This window comes from Aliiroseovarius sp. CAU 1755, assembly GCF_054482655.1.
Genome location: NZ_JBTLRH010000002.1, coordinates 564,856 through 578,628 on the forward strand (window position 1 = coordinate 564,856; position 13,773 = coordinate 578,628).

Genomic DNA, 13,773 nt, shown 5'->3' on the forward strand with positions numbered 1-13,773 from the left:
ACTTTCCCGGGGTGTTTGGCGCGAACGTTGCTTAGCACTTCGCGCAACGGTCGCGCGTCACCACGCGAAATGGCGCGTTGTGCACGTTGGTAATCCCGGCGCGATATCTGGGCGTCCCCTGAAATCGCAGATCGTTTGCATTTGCCGGGTCCGCTAGGGCCACTCGGCTGCGACCCACCGCTGCCATTTGGACCAGTTGGACCGCTTGGACGGCTTGGACCTGAAGGGGCGCTCGCTCTGCTCACTGGGCTAGGGCGGGAAGCCGGTGACGCCGGACTTGGGGGTGTTGCCCTACTGGCAGGCGACGGTGGCGATGAACTTGAAGCCGCTCTGGCCATGCTTAATCCAGCTAAGCTAGGGGCGATATAGGCGCCGGCCGCGCCCAAACCCAGACGCTTCAAAGCCTCGCGGCGTGATATGCGATTGTTGCGTTTCATTGCGCCGCAACCTTTGAAGCGACCGGCAGGATCAGACGCGCCTCGGCCAAACCACGCATCAACTGCTCGCAATCGGTGGTGATCTGATCTGCGGGGACATCGGGAAAGGCTGCTGCCAGAAGGGACACGACTTCGTCGAGATCGGTCGGCTCTCCCAGCAGTCGCCAGATCGCAGTCGAGACCGGGTTCAATCGAAATATGGCCAAACCTGTGCCATCTGCAAGAAAACTGTCGTTGCCCGCCTGCGTCTCGGTCACGTTCGTTGCCTGAACATACTGCCGAACCGCCGCGAATTCGGGGGTGGATTGGCCAATCTGGTTTAACGGCGCTTGGCGATCATCCTGTGCAAGTTCTGCAAACCGGGTCGCCGGGAGCGATTTCAAATCGGAGTGACCCGAGAGGTATTCTGCCGCAGCCTCACCACTGTGATAGCTCAACCGATAGATCGGAAGGTGTCGCGTGATCACGTCGATCGATTTCAGGATCGCGCCAGCATGTCGTGTGCGGGCAAAGTTCTGAGAGATCAGGCTTTCCAGCGCATCCTCGCGCGCCATGGGGGCGAGGACTGGTTCGACCGGATCATCCTGCCGATCAAGCACCACCATTGCGCCAAGCGGCAATGTTTCTCCATGTGGCGCTATCTGAGCGTCCAAAAGATACTTGTATTGTCGATTTGACGGGCCACGATCCTGACCCACCCACGCGTGAAAAGCATCGCTGAAGTCTTTCGGAACGGGAAGGCGAATACGTGGCGGTGCCCCATTCGCAATACCAAGACAAGTCTGATTGCTTGCATCAATTCGCACGGGCAAGAAGTCGTCCGTGTAAAGCTGCCGACCAAGCCGCGCCAGCGCAATGGCAAGCGTGCTCTTGCCCGCGCGCCGCGCATTGGGGAAGACAACCAACCGTCCATCGAAATTGACAGCCGCGGCGTGTAGGCAAAGCAATTCAGGCTCGGACCGCAGACGTTCCCAAGCCGTTTCCGCCACGAGATCACAGACGGTATTGACTGAGTCCCAAATCCGAACGTCGGATGGCGCGTCTTCGGTCATCAACGACCACCGACCGTCATCCGCTGGCCTGATTGTCACAAATGGTGGGTTTTGGGGCTGTGTCGCGGAAATCTGATGAGGCCACGCGGACAATACCTCCGATACCATCGTCTCTAAAGGCGCCGCGTTTTCAAGCGCGACGGAGTGATTCAAACCTTCAAAATTCAGATATCGCGTATTTGCCACGTTTCAATCCTGAGCTGGTTCCGCTCATCCTACTCAATTTCCAACGTGCCCTAAAGCAGTCCGGTCTGCCAGCAAATGAATTGCAAGCAGACCCGGTGTTTCGAATGAGATATTTCCGACTTAGCTTCGGCTACAAACCGAAACTCCATCATCGCGCGTAACGACTGTGCCGCCGGAGTCTCTGCACTCGCTTGGCGTCATCGACTTGCTGGGACTGCTTGGGCCGCTTGGGGATGTCGGAGACGACGTTGAGCTTGGTGAAGAGGAGCTTGACGAGCTCGAAGGTCGGCTGGTGGCCGAGGCACGGCTTACTTTCGAGGCCGGGCTTGATTTCGAGGCCGGGCTCGCCGCCGAAGCTGGGCTGGCGGATGAAGACGAACTGGCAGCATGTGCCGCAGAAAGTGTGGTCAATGTGGGCGCCACATAGGCGGCCACAGCCAGGCCACCGATGGCAGTGAATGCCTTGCGGCGGGAAAGTACTTTGTCATTTTGCTTGGTCATTTGTTCTATCCTTCAGTCTCGGTTCTGGCACATTTGGGTTCGCACCTCGAAACCAGACTAGCGAATGCACGCCTTCAACTGGCTGAACTGGATTGTCAGTGTTTTGTCATGTTCAAAACGAGAAGGGCTGGCATGCATCTGCTGCTCATTTCGGGGTCCAAACCGACGCTTTCGATGCCTCTTCGAATATGCTTCCGTATTGGTCAGACCACGTTTGGGCGGTTCGGCTATTGCTGGGTTATACAACGATGGACAGCACTGTTCGGTCACTTGGTGTCGCGTTAGTGGTCGCCTTAGCGATCGCGGAGGCCATTCAGCTTTTACGCCAGAGGGTCGTCTTCATGGGCGGTCCATCTATTTGAACTGGCTGCTGTGCGTCGCGGTTTCTGACCACCGCCGAAATCTATACTTCTTGCTGATATTTGCATCTGAACCAGGGCGTCTATTGATAACCGGTTGGAAGATACCTCGAAGGCGCAGCAAGCGCCAAATCACTTGATTTGGTACGAAATTGGGTTTCTTCCCGGCAATAGTCCCAAATTTTGCAGGCCAAAAACGATCCAGATAGGACGGCACGTTTGTGGAAGTCTGCTGGGGTGGTAGTCTTGAGCTAGCCAGTCTCGGTCTGATTTTCCTGTTTTTTAGAACAGGGAAATTTCACCTCATGTTCAGGAAAAACGCGACCCCGAGCAGCGAAGGATCGTGACGGGTTTTATGGGTCAGGTGAAACTGACAACGCCCATGTCTGGCAATACCGAGGGGTCAACAGCCGCCACGGCAACCGCATGCAAGAATTGGCGCTTCACCCGACGGTCAAGCCGGTGCAGAGGATTGCCGATGCTATCCGGGATGTGTCAGGCCGGGGCGATGTCGTCCTCGACGTCTTTGGCGGATCTGGCTCAACGCTGGTCGCAGCGGAAAAACCCGGCCGGAGAGCTTATCTTTGCGTAATTGATTGCATCTATTGTGATCACATTCTGGCGCGGTCGGAGGCCTATGCAAATGACGACGCCGAACCGGTGCTCTGCGGGTGACCACAAGCAGAGCAGGTTCAGGCGGCTGCACAACGACAAAAGACAAAACACCTCTTCCCTGCGTCAAGAGAACTACGGATTATGAGGTCGGCAATGGCAAGCCACCGGCAGATGAGTGGGTTCAGACAGCAATATTGACTTCAAAACAGGCGAAGCACGGATACAAGGGCCAATGATGAGGAGGATGTGGTCGAGCTTGAAAAATGGCAAACGCAAGGGGCCAAGTGGGCGCAGGAGCTTGTCGAAATCGACAGGGATTTGGAAACTGAAGAAGTTGAAAGTACGCGCGCAATCCTTCTCGACGATAATACGCACGCCCAAAAAATGCTGTGCTCGCTTGATCCGTTGCTAGAGGCAATCGGGTACTGGCAGGGGCGCCGACGATTAACCCGTTGCGGTGGCCGCATACCTGCCAGCGGGTTGGAAGATTCATTCCCTGCGGAATGCGTAGATGACAGGTGTGCGAACAATTTTGGGCTTTCGCGGCGACGTACCAAAGGCGGCTGTGTTCTGCATGGCTGCTCTTAACGATAGCTGCGGCGAAGGGCTGAAACGAGCCCAAAGATGAAGCCTCAGGTTCTCGCTGCGTGCGATCACAGCACGAAGAATGCTGCACTTTACCAAACAGGTCTTTTGCGGTGGGGCGGAAATTGCGGACACTCGTGAAGTTTCAGCAAATCTGAGTCCACGAATGAGCAGTCGTATTTTCGCGGATGGTTCGCCTGCTTTGAGCGCTTAGAAAGCTTGTTTCGCTCATTTTTTCCGCTTCATCAAAGTTCATCACGCCAAGGTGGATTTGCACCAGCTCGGCCGACATTGATTGCAGCGACTTGCGCCCCGAAACCAATTGCTTTTGCGACGTCATTTTCTGACACCGTCTGAATTGCGGTTTTGGTAAGCAGACCTGCTTCAGACAGGCTTGCAAGGACACCAGCATTGAACGTGTCACCGGCTCCGACCGTGTCGACAACATCAACCTTCTGACTGGCAACAAAGATAGATCGCCCATCTGGCAACCATGCTTGCGCCCCAGAACTGCCCCGCGTCAAGATCACGATGGAGGGCCTAAATTCCTGTAGTTGCGCGACTTTCGATTCGAGCGAGTCGGCATTTTGAAAGATCCAGTTCAAGTCTTCATCCGAGACTTTTACAATATCTGCCAAGCCGAACAGCCGCTCAAGGCGGCCCCGAAATACCCGTTCATTCTTGATGAAACTGGGCCGGATGTTGGGGTCGATCATCACAACACAATTACGCTCAAGCGCTACAGCGAGTTGCGCGTAGGTTTCGGCACCCGGATCACAGGCCAGGCTGATCCCGCCGAAATACAGGGCGGAAACATCTCTGATTTTTTCAGGCAGATCATGTGGTGCAATCATCCGACCGGCAGAGTTTTCGTCGAAAAATGAATACGACGCGTGGCCATCGGACAGCTTTACAAACGCAAGGGTAGATGGACGATCCGACCGAATGACATATCGGGTGTCGACATTGCTGGCCCTCAGATCGGACATAAGTTGATGGCCAAACATATCTGTTGATATTCCGCTCAAGAGACCTGTTCGACACCCAAGTCGGCCCAAACCAATGGCCGTATTGAATATCGCACCACCTGATCGTGGCACGTAGCCATCGAAACCCTGAACCGTTTGCTCGGGGATCATGTCGATAAGAGCTTCACCACAACAAAGGATCATAGGATTTCCTCAATGAACATGGGGCGAATTCCAGTAGCACGTTCTGCATTGTGAATATGGGTCATGACTTAGGTTTCGAGATAGGTTGCGATCGCCGCTTCCAACCCCTCGTCCCAAATCAAGCAGAGCCACCGGCCGAAACCATCCGCAAAACGAGGCTCCTCAGCGAGCTCCCCGTAGAATTGGCTCATCTCAAGCCATGCTCTTGGATTTGCGCGAGCTTCCAAAGCCTTCACATTCAAGTCGTCCCAGTTTGGATCATTGGGCTCAATTCTGCTGCCATCTCCACGTGTGCCTTCGCACATACGTGCCCAGGCCGCTTCAACCAGGGTAAGCCCTTCGATCGGAGTGCCTTTCGCCAGACCTTCACGGATAGACGGGATAACAAAGCCCGGATGACGGGAGGACCCGTCGAAGGCCACCCGACGGGTTGTGTCGATGATCTTGGGGTTCGAGAACCGCTTTTGGACCAACCCGACATATTCTTTTGTGGCCATGCCCGAGACTGGATTGACCAGCGGAGCGATTTCTTCATGCGCGACTTTGGCAAAGAACCGGCTGATCAGATCGTGTCTCATGCAATCTGCAATCGTCTTGACCGAGAGCACTTCGCCCGGAACTGCGATCACCTGATGCCCACCGTTCAAAATTCTGATTTTCATCGTTTCGTAACTGTGGACATCGTCCGTAAAGGTCGCGCCGACATTTTCCCAGTTCGGGCGTCCAGCGCAAAAGTCATCCTCCATCACCCATTGCCGGAAGCTTTCATGGGTCACAGGCGCCATATCATCAATGCCTAGTTTATGCGCCAATGCCAGCTCGTTGGGACCGGTTGCCGGTACAATGCTGTCGACCATGGAATTTGGAAATGTGCAGTTTGCGTCTATCCAATTTGCCAGATTTGGGTCGGACAGGCGCGCCAACGACACAACAGTTTGGCGCAGCACATCCCCGTTGCCCTGCAGGTTGTCACAGCAAAGGCACGTAAAGGGGCCGACACCGCTTTCGCGGCGCAAACGAAGTGCTGCGACAATTGCTCCGAACGCGGTTCTTGGAGCATCAGGATTGTGAAAGTCGTGGATAATGTCTGGGTGCGTCGGATCAAACCCTTTGGTGGCTGGGTCGATGAAGTATCCACCTTCGGTCACAGTCATCGCTACGATGCGGATGTCTGGCAGAGCCATTCGTTCGATCAGTGCGCCATTGCCCTCCTCAATGGGAAGGTAATCAATCATTGAGCCGATAACTTCAGCAGTCGCGGACAATGGATCCAGTTCAATCAGCGTTGTCAGACAGTCCTGCACCAGCAGCTTTTCCCGCATGTTGGCGTCATATTGACGAACACCCGCGCCAATGATCGCCCAATCAAACGCTTCGCCTTGTTGCATCAGGCGGTGCAGATACCATGCTTGGTGGGCACGATGGAAATTTCCAACGCCTATGTGAACAATCCCGGGTGTCAGCCGCTCACGGTCATAGAGCGGGCGCAGGACGGCCTCGGGGAGTTGGTTAAGTGTAGCGTTGTTTAGGTTCATAAGATCGGTTTCCTGCGCGAGATCTTCCATCAGCTCATCCAGTTTCCGCCATCGACATTATAGGTCTGTGCAACGATGTAATCGGCGTCTTGTGAGGCGAGAAATATCGCCATCCCAGTTATGTCTTCGGCCTGTGCAATGCGCCCGAAGGGGACGGCTTCGCCAACTTCTTTTTTCTTTTGCCCCAGTGCCTTGCCCTCATACTTGGCAAATAGGGCATCAACGCCGTCCCAGTGTTCGCCGTCCACAACCCCCGGGGCGATCGCATTCACGTTGATCCCATGCGCGATGAGGTTCAGTCCGGCGGACTGGGTCAAACTGATGACAGCAGCCTTTGAGGCGCAATAGGTGGCAACAAGGGGTTCGCCCCGACGCCCTGCCTGACTGGCCATGTTGATGATTTTGCCCTTAATACCTTGCTTGATCATTTGACGTGCAACGGCCTGTAGTGTGAACAGGGTTCCGGCAACATTGACCTCAAAAACCCGCGCATATTCTTCACGCGTGATATCAACGATCGGCGCAGCAGTGAACAATGCAGCGTTGTTGATCAGAATGTCTATCTGACCGAACACCGACACCGTTTTGAGAATGGCGGCGTCGATGCTGTCTTGTCGGGTGACATCCATTTCAACGGCAAATGCAGTGTCACCGATCTCGGCTGCAGCGTCACGCGCCCGTTCAAGGTCGATGTCCGCAATGGCAACCCGCGCGCCCTCGGCCACATAGGCCTTGGCAAAGGCCAACCCGATCCCCCGGGCGGCCCCTGTTATCAGTGCAGATTTGCCTGCCAGACGGCTCATTCGACCCGCAGCCCTTGTGCGTCGAATTTGTGAATCTGGTCCGCTTGCGGGGTCAGGTATATTTCGTCCCCGTGCTTCACCGAGATATCCCCGTTGATACGAACCGTGATTATATCCGCAAGCCCGGTGTCATGAACGTGGATAAACGTGTCTGACCCAAGGTGTTCCGCAACACCCACGGTTCCTTTCCAGGCGCCCTCAGTCATGCTGACGTCAGTATGCTCTGGACGGATACCGATGGTGTGCGCCCCCAGTTTTTCAGCTTCCGGACCGGAAAAGATGTTCATCTTTGGCGAGCCGATGAAGCCTGCCACGAACACATTTTGAGGTTTGTGATACAGATCCAACGGCGAGCCGACCTGCTCGATCACACCGGCCTGAAGAACGACGATCTTGTTGGCCATTGTCATCGCTTCAACCTGATCATGCGTCACGTAGATCATGGTGGTCTGCATGCGTTCATGCATCTCGCTGATTTCAAGGCGCATACCGACCCGCAATGCAGCGTCAAGGTTCGACAGAGGTTCGTCGAACAGAAATGCCGAAGGGTCTCGTACGATAGCGCGTCCAATCGCGACCCGCTGACGCTGACCACCGGAAAGCTGCCCCGGTTTGCGGTCCAGATAGTCGTTCAGGTTCAAAGACGACGCAGCGGCTTCGACACGCTTGTCAATCTCGTCCGGCGCCATTTTTTCCATCCGGAGTGGGAATCCGATGTTCTTGCGCACCGTCATATGCGGATAAAGTGCATAGGACTGGAACACCATGGCCAAACCACGTTTCGAAGGCGGGACCTCGGTCACGACCTCACCGTCGATCTCGATGTTACCGGATGTTAGATCCTCAAGACCCGCAATCATGCGCAGAAGCGTGGATTTCCCGCAGCCGGACGGACCGACAAATACGGCAAATTCTCCGTCTTCAATGGTCAGGTCCAACGGAGGGATGACTTCGACGTCACCGAACTTCTTGGATACTTGATCGAGTACAATACGTCCCATGATCTTTCCTTATTTCACAGCGCCGAAGGTCAAGCCTTGGACAAGTTGTTTCTGGCAGAACCATCCTAGGACAACGATTGGTCCGACGGCTGCGGTTGAGACTGCTGAAAGGCGTCCAAAGAACAGACCTTCTGGCGCGCGGTTGCCTTCAATGAGCTTGGAGAGTGTGGCCGCGTCGATGGTGGTAAGGCGAACCGTCCAGTAGGCTTCGTTCCAGCAAAAGATGAAGACCAGAAGCGCGGTTGACGCGATGCCGCCCCAAGCAAGGGGTACAAGGATCTCTTTGATCTCGCCCCAAGTGTTGACGCCGTCCATCTTGCCCGCTTCGATGATATCCTTCGGGATTTCCTTGAAGTAGGTGAACAGCATCCAGATTGCGATTGGCAGGTTGATCAGACACAGCACAGTGATGACCAGGATATGCGTGTCATAAAGCCCGACGCCTTTGGCAAGAAAGATCATCGGATACAGGACCGCCGCTGCGGGAAGCATCTTGGTCGACAACATCCACATCAGAACGTCTTTGGTCGCACGACTTGGGTTGAACGCCATCGCATAGGCAGCAGGGACGCCAACTACCAACGTAAATGCTGTCGCCGATACGGCCGAGATGACAGAGTTACGGGCGAAGCGCCAATAGTCATAGTTCTCGGTCATGTTGAGATAGTTCTCAAGCGTTGGGGTGAAGAAGAATAGGAACTCAGGCTTCACCGCGTCGGCGTCTGTTTTGAAGCTTGTCAGAACCATCCAGAAGATAGGGAAGAAGAAAAGCAGTCCGACAGCCCAGGCCAAAACGGGCCGTCCATAGGTGCTGAATTTCGAGGATTGTGCAACGATTGCCATGATCTAGCCCTCCTATTCCATCAAAGTCTTGCCAACCATACGCAGCAGAAAGATCGCGACGATGTTGGCGAGGATTACGGCGAAGATGCCGGTGGCACTGGCTGCGCCGATATTGTTGTTGGCGAATTCACCGATCAGATAGGGCAAGTTCTTGTTCCCGTTGCCCCGGCTCACGATTTCAATTTCCGCATACAACGACAGGTGAAAAATCGCTTGGATCATCACCACGATGGCAATCGGGCGGCCCAGATGCGGCAATGTCAGAAACCGGAACTGCGACCAGGTGCTTGCGCCATCCAGAACTGCAGCTTCTTTTTGTTGCTGGTCCTCGGATTGGAGCGAGGTCATGAAGATGAGGACCGCAAAAGGCGTCCATTGCCAGGTCACCATCATGATCACGGCGATGGCCGATGTTTGGGTCGCGCGGAACGAAACCGGTTCGAATTCTGGCCAAAGCGAGAAGAAGCCGCCGAGAACGGGCATCTGTCGCAACCCATCCATGATTTCGTTTATTCCAGCAACTGCGATCCCCTGCAAACCCAGGACAGGATCAAGGATCATGTTGATCCAAAGCACTGCATTAACCGCAGGCATTACGAAGAACGGTGAGATCAGCAATACCCGGACAATCCCTTGTCCCGGGAAGGCCTTGTTGATCAGAACCGCAATCAGCACACCTAGAATGACGGTCAGAAACAGGATGCTGCACACGATGAAGAGGCTGTTTTGGATGGCGAGCAGGAAGTCTTTGGATTTCAGAACAAATTCATAGTTTCCGAACCCACGCCAGTTGCTCAGACTCGGTGACGTCCATTCCGGGCGGCGAAGGCTATTCAGCACATACCGGATGAACGAGAAGTAAAGCGTCATCCCAAGTGGGATAAGCATCCAAACCAAAAGCAGAAGTACCGCTGGAGTTTGAAGAAGCCTAGGAAGCTTTCTGTCAGACATTAGTCTATCCTCCTAGCAAAACGAAGCCATCGCTCTGCTTGTGACGTGTTAGTCGCGAATGTTTGGACTTAAAGTACCGCGGGGTCGTTGTTTCAACAAATGCGGTCAAGTGGTCAGAGGGCCCGGCGAGAGCAGGCCCTCCTTATTTTACGGTTACTCGTAATAACCAGCTTCTCGCATGATCGCATCAGCTGCAGCTTGCGATGCGGCCAGCGCATCCTCTACCGACTTAGCGCCGGACAATGCAGCCGCCATTTCCTGAGCGACAGCCGAACCTACTTCCGGGAATTCCGGGATCGCGGCGAACTGAACACCAACGTAAGGTTTCAGGTCAGTTGCCCCTGGTGCGGCGCTTTCAATCGCGGCCAGTTCGGCAGCTGCAAAACCCGCTGCGGCCTGAAATTCAGGGATCGCATAAGTCGAAGCACGCTGACCGGTCGGAACAGAACCCCAACCGAAGTCCGGGTGGTTGCCAACGGCTTTCACATAGTCTTTCGAGGTTGCCCACTCGATGAAGTCACCGGCAGCTTCAGCGTTCGGGGACCCGGCTGGGATCGCCATTGCCCATGCCCACAGCCAGTTGGCCCCAACAGGGTTGCCAGCGTTCGGCGACTGAGCGTAGGCGACACCGTCGACTTCAAGGAACGAAGCTGCGATCGTCGCGTCGATCCACATGCCACACTTACCTTCGTTATAGAGCGCAAGGATCTCGTTGAACGAATTGCCTTCTGAACCCGGAGGTCCGTAGTTGCCAAGCAGGTCAACGTAGAAGTTGATCGCAGCATTCCATTCGGCGCTGTCCAGAACAGGCTTCATGTCGGCATCGAACCAAGCGCCACCGAACGAGTTAACGACCGTGGTGATGAACGCCATGTTGTCGCCCCAGCCCGGCTTGCCGCGCAGGCAGGCGCCGTAAACGCCATTATCAGGATCGTGGATTGCAGCCGCGGCGGCTTTGATGTTGTCCCAACTGTCGTTGTCGGCAATGGTCACACCGGCTGCGTCGGCAAGGTCCTTGCGGTACATGACCATCGACGATTCACCATAAAACGGCGCGGCATAAAGCGTACCTTCATGCGACAGACCGTTGCGCATTGCGGGCAGGATGTCGTCCACATCGTATTCAGCGCTGAAGCTCAGTGGTTCGATCCAACCAGCTGCACCCCAGATGGGTGCCTCCTGCATGCCGATGTTGATGATGTCATACTGACCACCACCAGTTGCGGTGTCCGACGTGACCTGTTCGCGCAGGACGCCTTCTTCCAGAGAGACCCAATTGAGTTCGACCCCGGTTTCCGCTGTATAGGCCTCGGCGACCTTTTGCATGTTGATCATGTGACCGTTGTTCACGATCGCGATTGTCAGGCTGTCGGCGGTCGCGGCAGCTCCCCCCAAAAGGGCAATTGCGCTAGCTGCGCAAAGTGCATTCTTAAAAGACATCCGGGTTCCTCCCTAGATAGGATGTTGAGCGTAAACGCTACCAACGATTATTACTTCGCGTCAATCATGTTTTTTACTCGCGTAAATTTTACAATCAAAGGTTAATCTTATCAGGGATTTACGCGGAGCCGCGCATGACAAGCTTACCCTCAAATAGAATTTCCTCGCGCTTTTTGGGTCGTTCTCTAGAATCGACCAAGGACAAAACCGTCTCGACACTTTTTGCGGCGATGGCCTCATAATCCTGCGAAACTGTAGTCAAACTTGGACATGTAAAGCGCGAGAATGGGTGATCATCATGTCCTGCAATTCTAAGAAAAGAATCCGCTTCTAAGCCGACCTTCAAACCGTTCTCAAATGCAGCCGACAGCAAACCTATTGCGAGTCGGTCGTTTGAACATAAAATCGTATTTGAGGGCAGCCGCTGGTTTGTCAGGACCCGTGCCCCGTCGCGAAAACCGATTTCTTCAAAGTTCCACCCCTGCCCATTAACCTGAATCAGATGTGGCTCATGCCCCAATCGTTCCATTGCTTCCAAATAGGCTGTGCGTCGTTTGTAAGCGTTTGGGTTGATTGGTGCCTTCATTTCAAAGAATACCGGTGGCTCGCCTGATCGACACAGATAGTCAACAATCAAGCCAATACTTTGATTGTTGTCTGAACCGAAGAACGCCTCGCCAATTCCTTCGAGGTTGGCGTCAAACAACACGGTTGGGACTTCATTTGTGAACTCCGCGACCCGCTCTTCCAGCGATGCCCGACCGAGCGGTGCCAACAACACACCGGCGGGCTTAATGGACCGAAGGCTGTCGAGGTTGGCAAGTTCTTGCTCTGGCCCGCCATGAGAACTGAGCAACAACGGATTATAACCAGCCTCGACGACTAGCCCCTCAATTGTTCGAGCAAACCCGGCGAAAAAGGGATCGGTCAAATTGGGAACCACCAAACCAATGTTCTTAGTCTGACGTCGATTCTGATTGACCGCATAAATGTTCGGCCGATAGTCATATTTCTCTAACGCAGTCTCGATTTTCGCGCGGGTGGACTTCCTAACGCTATCAGGATCATTGAAATACTTCGAAATCGTCGGACGGGAGATTCCGCTAACCGCCGCAAAGTCCTCCATGTTCTTGATTTTTTGATCCGTCATTGGCGAACCCTTCCGTTGCCATCTTGATATTCCTGATTTCCAAGGATGCTCAGAAAACTTATTTCTGTAAAGTTTGAATTTGGCGCGCGTTAATTTATTTCTTACTCGTTCCCCCGATACACGGTGGAGACAGGATGGTCGCAACGTCTCGTCACAGAGTTCACTGGCCGGCTTGGCGACAACAGTTGCGTCGCAGCAAAAACTCTGCCGTAGGCGCAAAGAAAGGCTCCGCAATCAATAGCGTGCCAGAGAAAGTCCGGAAGGTTGCACGTCTCGATGGTCGAAGTAACCGCGGCGAAAGTGAGGTTTGAAATTTGCGCCTCAGACCGACTTTCAATGGCCGCTCTGGTGAAAACCGCCACACAGCCACATTCTCGACACTGTGGGCGTAAAGGTTTTCTGCGTGAGCAATAGCTACACAAGCAAAAGGCGGCTCCCTCCCACATTTGAGAGATGGACCGCTTCAACTAGCAGTGACCACTTTTCTCAATTGCTGACATTCGAAAGAGCAGAGCTGGACCGCAACTGGGCAGGACTTTTCCGACATTCGATTTTCAAACCTTCGCTGCCACAACATCCGTGCGTATGCGCCGCGCGATCGCCGCTGCGACGCCGCGAATATCTCCGAAGCGGTCATTGAAAACTGCGAATGAACCCCGTTCCGAAACCGCACTTTCGCTGCAACCGATGAAACAGATGAGTTTTCTTGCCCTCGCCCGCAGGACTTGAGTGGTGATCTTCAACCGGTCGCTTGTGCTGACGCCTCAAGGTAATGGGCCTCGCTCAAATAGCCGATGTAGTCTGTCCAGCTTTGCGGAATGATACGATCAACCGTGGCAGGCAGTTTCTGGGCCACAGGTTCGGGCATCAAAGCTTCGTGCTTATTCACAACGCCGCCCGCCCGGCAGGAAACGCCTCTTCGAACCGGGAAAGCTCATCCCAGTGGGTTGTTGCGCGATGATCTTCAAGTAACCCGACCCGCGCCAAAAGCCAGCTGCCCGTATCCAGCTTGAGGTAGCCATACGAGGGCATGACAACCAAAACATCGCCGATCTGATCGCGCAGCGCACCATGCGGAGGAATGACAAGCCCGCTGGAACTCTGGACAGGATCGCCTTCCATGAACCAAAAGACCGCCATACA

12 protein-coding genes and 1 pseudogene are annotated in these 13,773 nt (G+C 54.4%); 2 read left to right on the forward strand and 11 right to left on the reverse strand.

Annotated features, from left to right (window positions below; genetic code table 11):
• Nucleotides 1–433: 433 nt before the first annotated feature.
• Nucleotides 434–1,489 (reverse strand): PqqD family peptide modification chaperone, encoded by a 1,056-nt coding sequence (locus tag ACXYMP_RS09850; protein ID WP_458905982.1) that lies wholly within the window; start codon nt 1,487–1,489, stop codon nt 434–436.
• Nucleotides 1,490–1,841: 352 nt separating this feature from the next.
• On the opposite strand from ACXYMP_RS09850, the gene ACXYMP_RS09855 reads away from it, so the two are divergent.
• Both ACXYMP_RS09855 and ACXYMP_RS09860 read left to right on the forward strand, forming a co-directional pair.
• Nucleotides 1,842–2,102 carry a hypothetical protein gene (locus ACXYMP_RS09855; protein ID WP_458905984.1) on the forward strand — a complete coding sequence of 87 codons (261 nt, stop codon included), beginning with the start codon at nt 1,842–1,844 and terminating at the stop codon, nt 2,100–2,102.
• 820 nt (nt 2,103–2,922) lie between these two features.
• Nucleotides 2,923–3,210: pseudogene (locus ACXYMP_RS09860) on the forward strand (DNA methyltransferase); the annotation flags it as partial.
• A 770-nt stretch (nt 3,211–3,980) separates the two neighbouring features.
• Here the strand turns inward: ACXYMP_RS09860 and ACXYMP_RS09865 are convergent.
• The 10 genes from ACXYMP_RS09865 to ACXYMP_RS09910 form a co-directional block, all read right to left on the reverse strand.
• On the reverse strand, nt 3,981–4,907 hold the full coding sequence (locus tag ACXYMP_RS09865; protein ID WP_458905986.1) for a carbohydrate kinase family protein: 927 nt from the start codon (nt 4,905–4,907) through the stop codon (nt 3,981–3,983).
• A gap of 68 nt (nt 4,908–4,975) precedes the next feature.
• Nucleotides 4,976–6,472: a mannitol dehydrogenase family protein gene (locus ACXYMP_RS09870; RefSeq protein WP_458905988.1), complete on the reverse strand. Its 1,497-nt coding sequence runs from the start codon at nt 6,470–6,472 to the stop codon at nt 4,976–4,978.
• Complete coding sequence (locus ACXYMP_RS09875) at nt 6,472–7,245, reverse strand: L-iditol 2-dehydrogenase (RefSeq protein ID WP_458905990.1); 774 nt, start codon at nt 7,243–7,245, stop codon at nt 6,472–6,474. Before ACXYMP_RS09875 ends, ACXYMP_RS09870 begins: the two co-directional genes overlap by 1 nt.
• Nucleotides 7,242–8,246 (reverse strand): ABC transporter ATP-binding protein, encoded by a 1,005-nt coding sequence (locus ACXYMP_RS09880; protein WP_458905992.1) that lies wholly within the window; start codon nt 8,244–8,246, stop codon nt 7,242–7,244. Before ACXYMP_RS09880 ends, ACXYMP_RS09875 begins: the two co-directional genes overlap by 4 nt.
• Nucleotides 8,247–8,255: 9 nt before the next feature.
• Nucleotides 8,256–9,089 (reverse strand): carbohydrate ABC transporter permease, encoded by an 834-nt coding sequence (locus ACXYMP_RS09885; RefSeq protein WP_298565113.1) that lies wholly within the window; start codon nt 9,087–9,089, stop codon nt 8,256–8,258.
• A gap of 12 nt (nt 9,090–9,101) precedes the next feature.
• Nucleotides 9,102–9,977: a carbohydrate ABC transporter permease gene (locus tag ACXYMP_RS09890; RefSeq protein WP_458905994.1), complete on the reverse strand. Its 876-nt coding sequence runs from the start codon at nt 9,975–9,977 to the stop codon at nt 9,102–9,104.
• Nucleotides 9,978–10,193: 216 nt separating this feature from the next.
• Nucleotides 10,194–11,480, reverse strand: coding sequence for an ABC transporter substrate-binding protein (locus ACXYMP_RS09895; protein WP_458905996.1), 1,287 nt, complete (start codon nt 11,478–11,480; stop codon nt 10,194–10,196).
• Nucleotides 11,481–11,598: 118 nt separating this feature from the next.
• The gene (locus ACXYMP_RS09900; protein ID WP_458905998.1) at nt 11,599–12,630 is read right to left on the reverse strand and encodes a LacI family DNA-binding transcriptional regulator; all 1,032 of its coding nucleotides are present in this window, start codon (nt 12,628–12,630) and stop codon (nt 11,599–11,601) included.
• A 739-nt stretch (nt 12,631–13,369) separates the two neighbouring features.
• The gene (locus ACXYMP_RS09905) at nt 13,370–13,498 is read right to left on the reverse strand and encodes a hypothetical protein (protein ID WP_458906000.1); all 129 of its coding nucleotides are present in this window, start codon (nt 13,496–13,498) and stop codon (nt 13,370–13,372) included.
• A 17-nt stretch (nt 13,499–13,515) separates the two neighbouring features.
• Nucleotides 13,516–13,770 (reverse strand): type 1 glutamine amidotransferase family protein, encoded by a 255-nt coding sequence (locus ACXYMP_RS09910; RefSeq protein ID WP_458906002.1) that lies wholly within the window; start codon nt 13,768–13,770, stop codon nt 13,516–13,518.
• Nucleotides 13,771–13,773 lie beyond the last annotated feature (3 nt).

Excerpts from the sequence above, each read along its gene's own strand:
- ACXYMP_RS09850 (WP_458905982.1), bottom strand. The coding sequence starts at position 1,489 with ATGACCGAAGACGCGCCATCCGACGTTCGGATTTGGGACTCAGTCAAT.
- ACXYMP_RS09865 (WP_458905986.1), bottom strand. The coding sequence starts at position 4,907 with ATGATCCTTTGTTGTGGTGAAGCTCTTATCGACATGATCCCCGAGCAA.
- ACXYMP_RS09870 (WP_458905988.1), bottom strand. The coding sequence starts at position 6,472 with ATGGAAGATCTCGCGCAGGAAACCGATCTTATGAACCTAAACAACGCT.
- ACXYMP_RS09875 (WP_458905990.1), bottom strand. The coding sequence starts at position 7,245 with ATGAGCCGTCTGGCAGGCAAATCTGCACTGATAACAGGGGCCGCCCGG.
- ACXYMP_RS09880 (WP_458905992.1), bottom strand. The coding sequence starts at position 8,246 with ATGGGACGTATTGTACTCGATCAAGTATCCAAGAAGTTCGGTGACGTC.
- ACXYMP_RS09885 (WP_298565113.1), bottom strand. The coding sequence starts at position 9,089 with ATGGCAATCGTTGCACAATCCTCGAAATTCAGCACCTATGGACGGCCC.
- ACXYMP_RS09890 (WP_458905994.1), bottom strand. The coding sequence starts at position 9,977 with ATGCTTATCCCACTTGGGATGACGCTTTACTTCTCGTTCATCCGGTAT.
- ACXYMP_RS09895 (WP_458905996.1), bottom strand. The coding sequence starts at position 11,480 with ATGTCTTTTAAGAATGCACTTTGCGCAGCTAGCGCAATTGCCCTTTTG.
- ACXYMP_RS09900 (WP_458905998.1), bottom strand. The coding sequence starts at position 12,630 with ATGACGGATCAAAAAATCAAGAACATGGAGGACTTTGCGGCGGTTAGC.
- ACXYMP_RS09905 (WP_458906000.1), bottom strand. The coding sequence starts at position 13,498 with ATGCCCGAACCTGTGGCCCAGAAACTGCCTGCCACGGTTGATCGTATC.
- ACXYMP_RS09910 (WP_458906002.1), bottom strand. The coding sequence starts at position 13,770 with ATGGCGGTCTTTTGGTTCATGGAAGGCGATCCTGTCCAGAGTTCCAGC.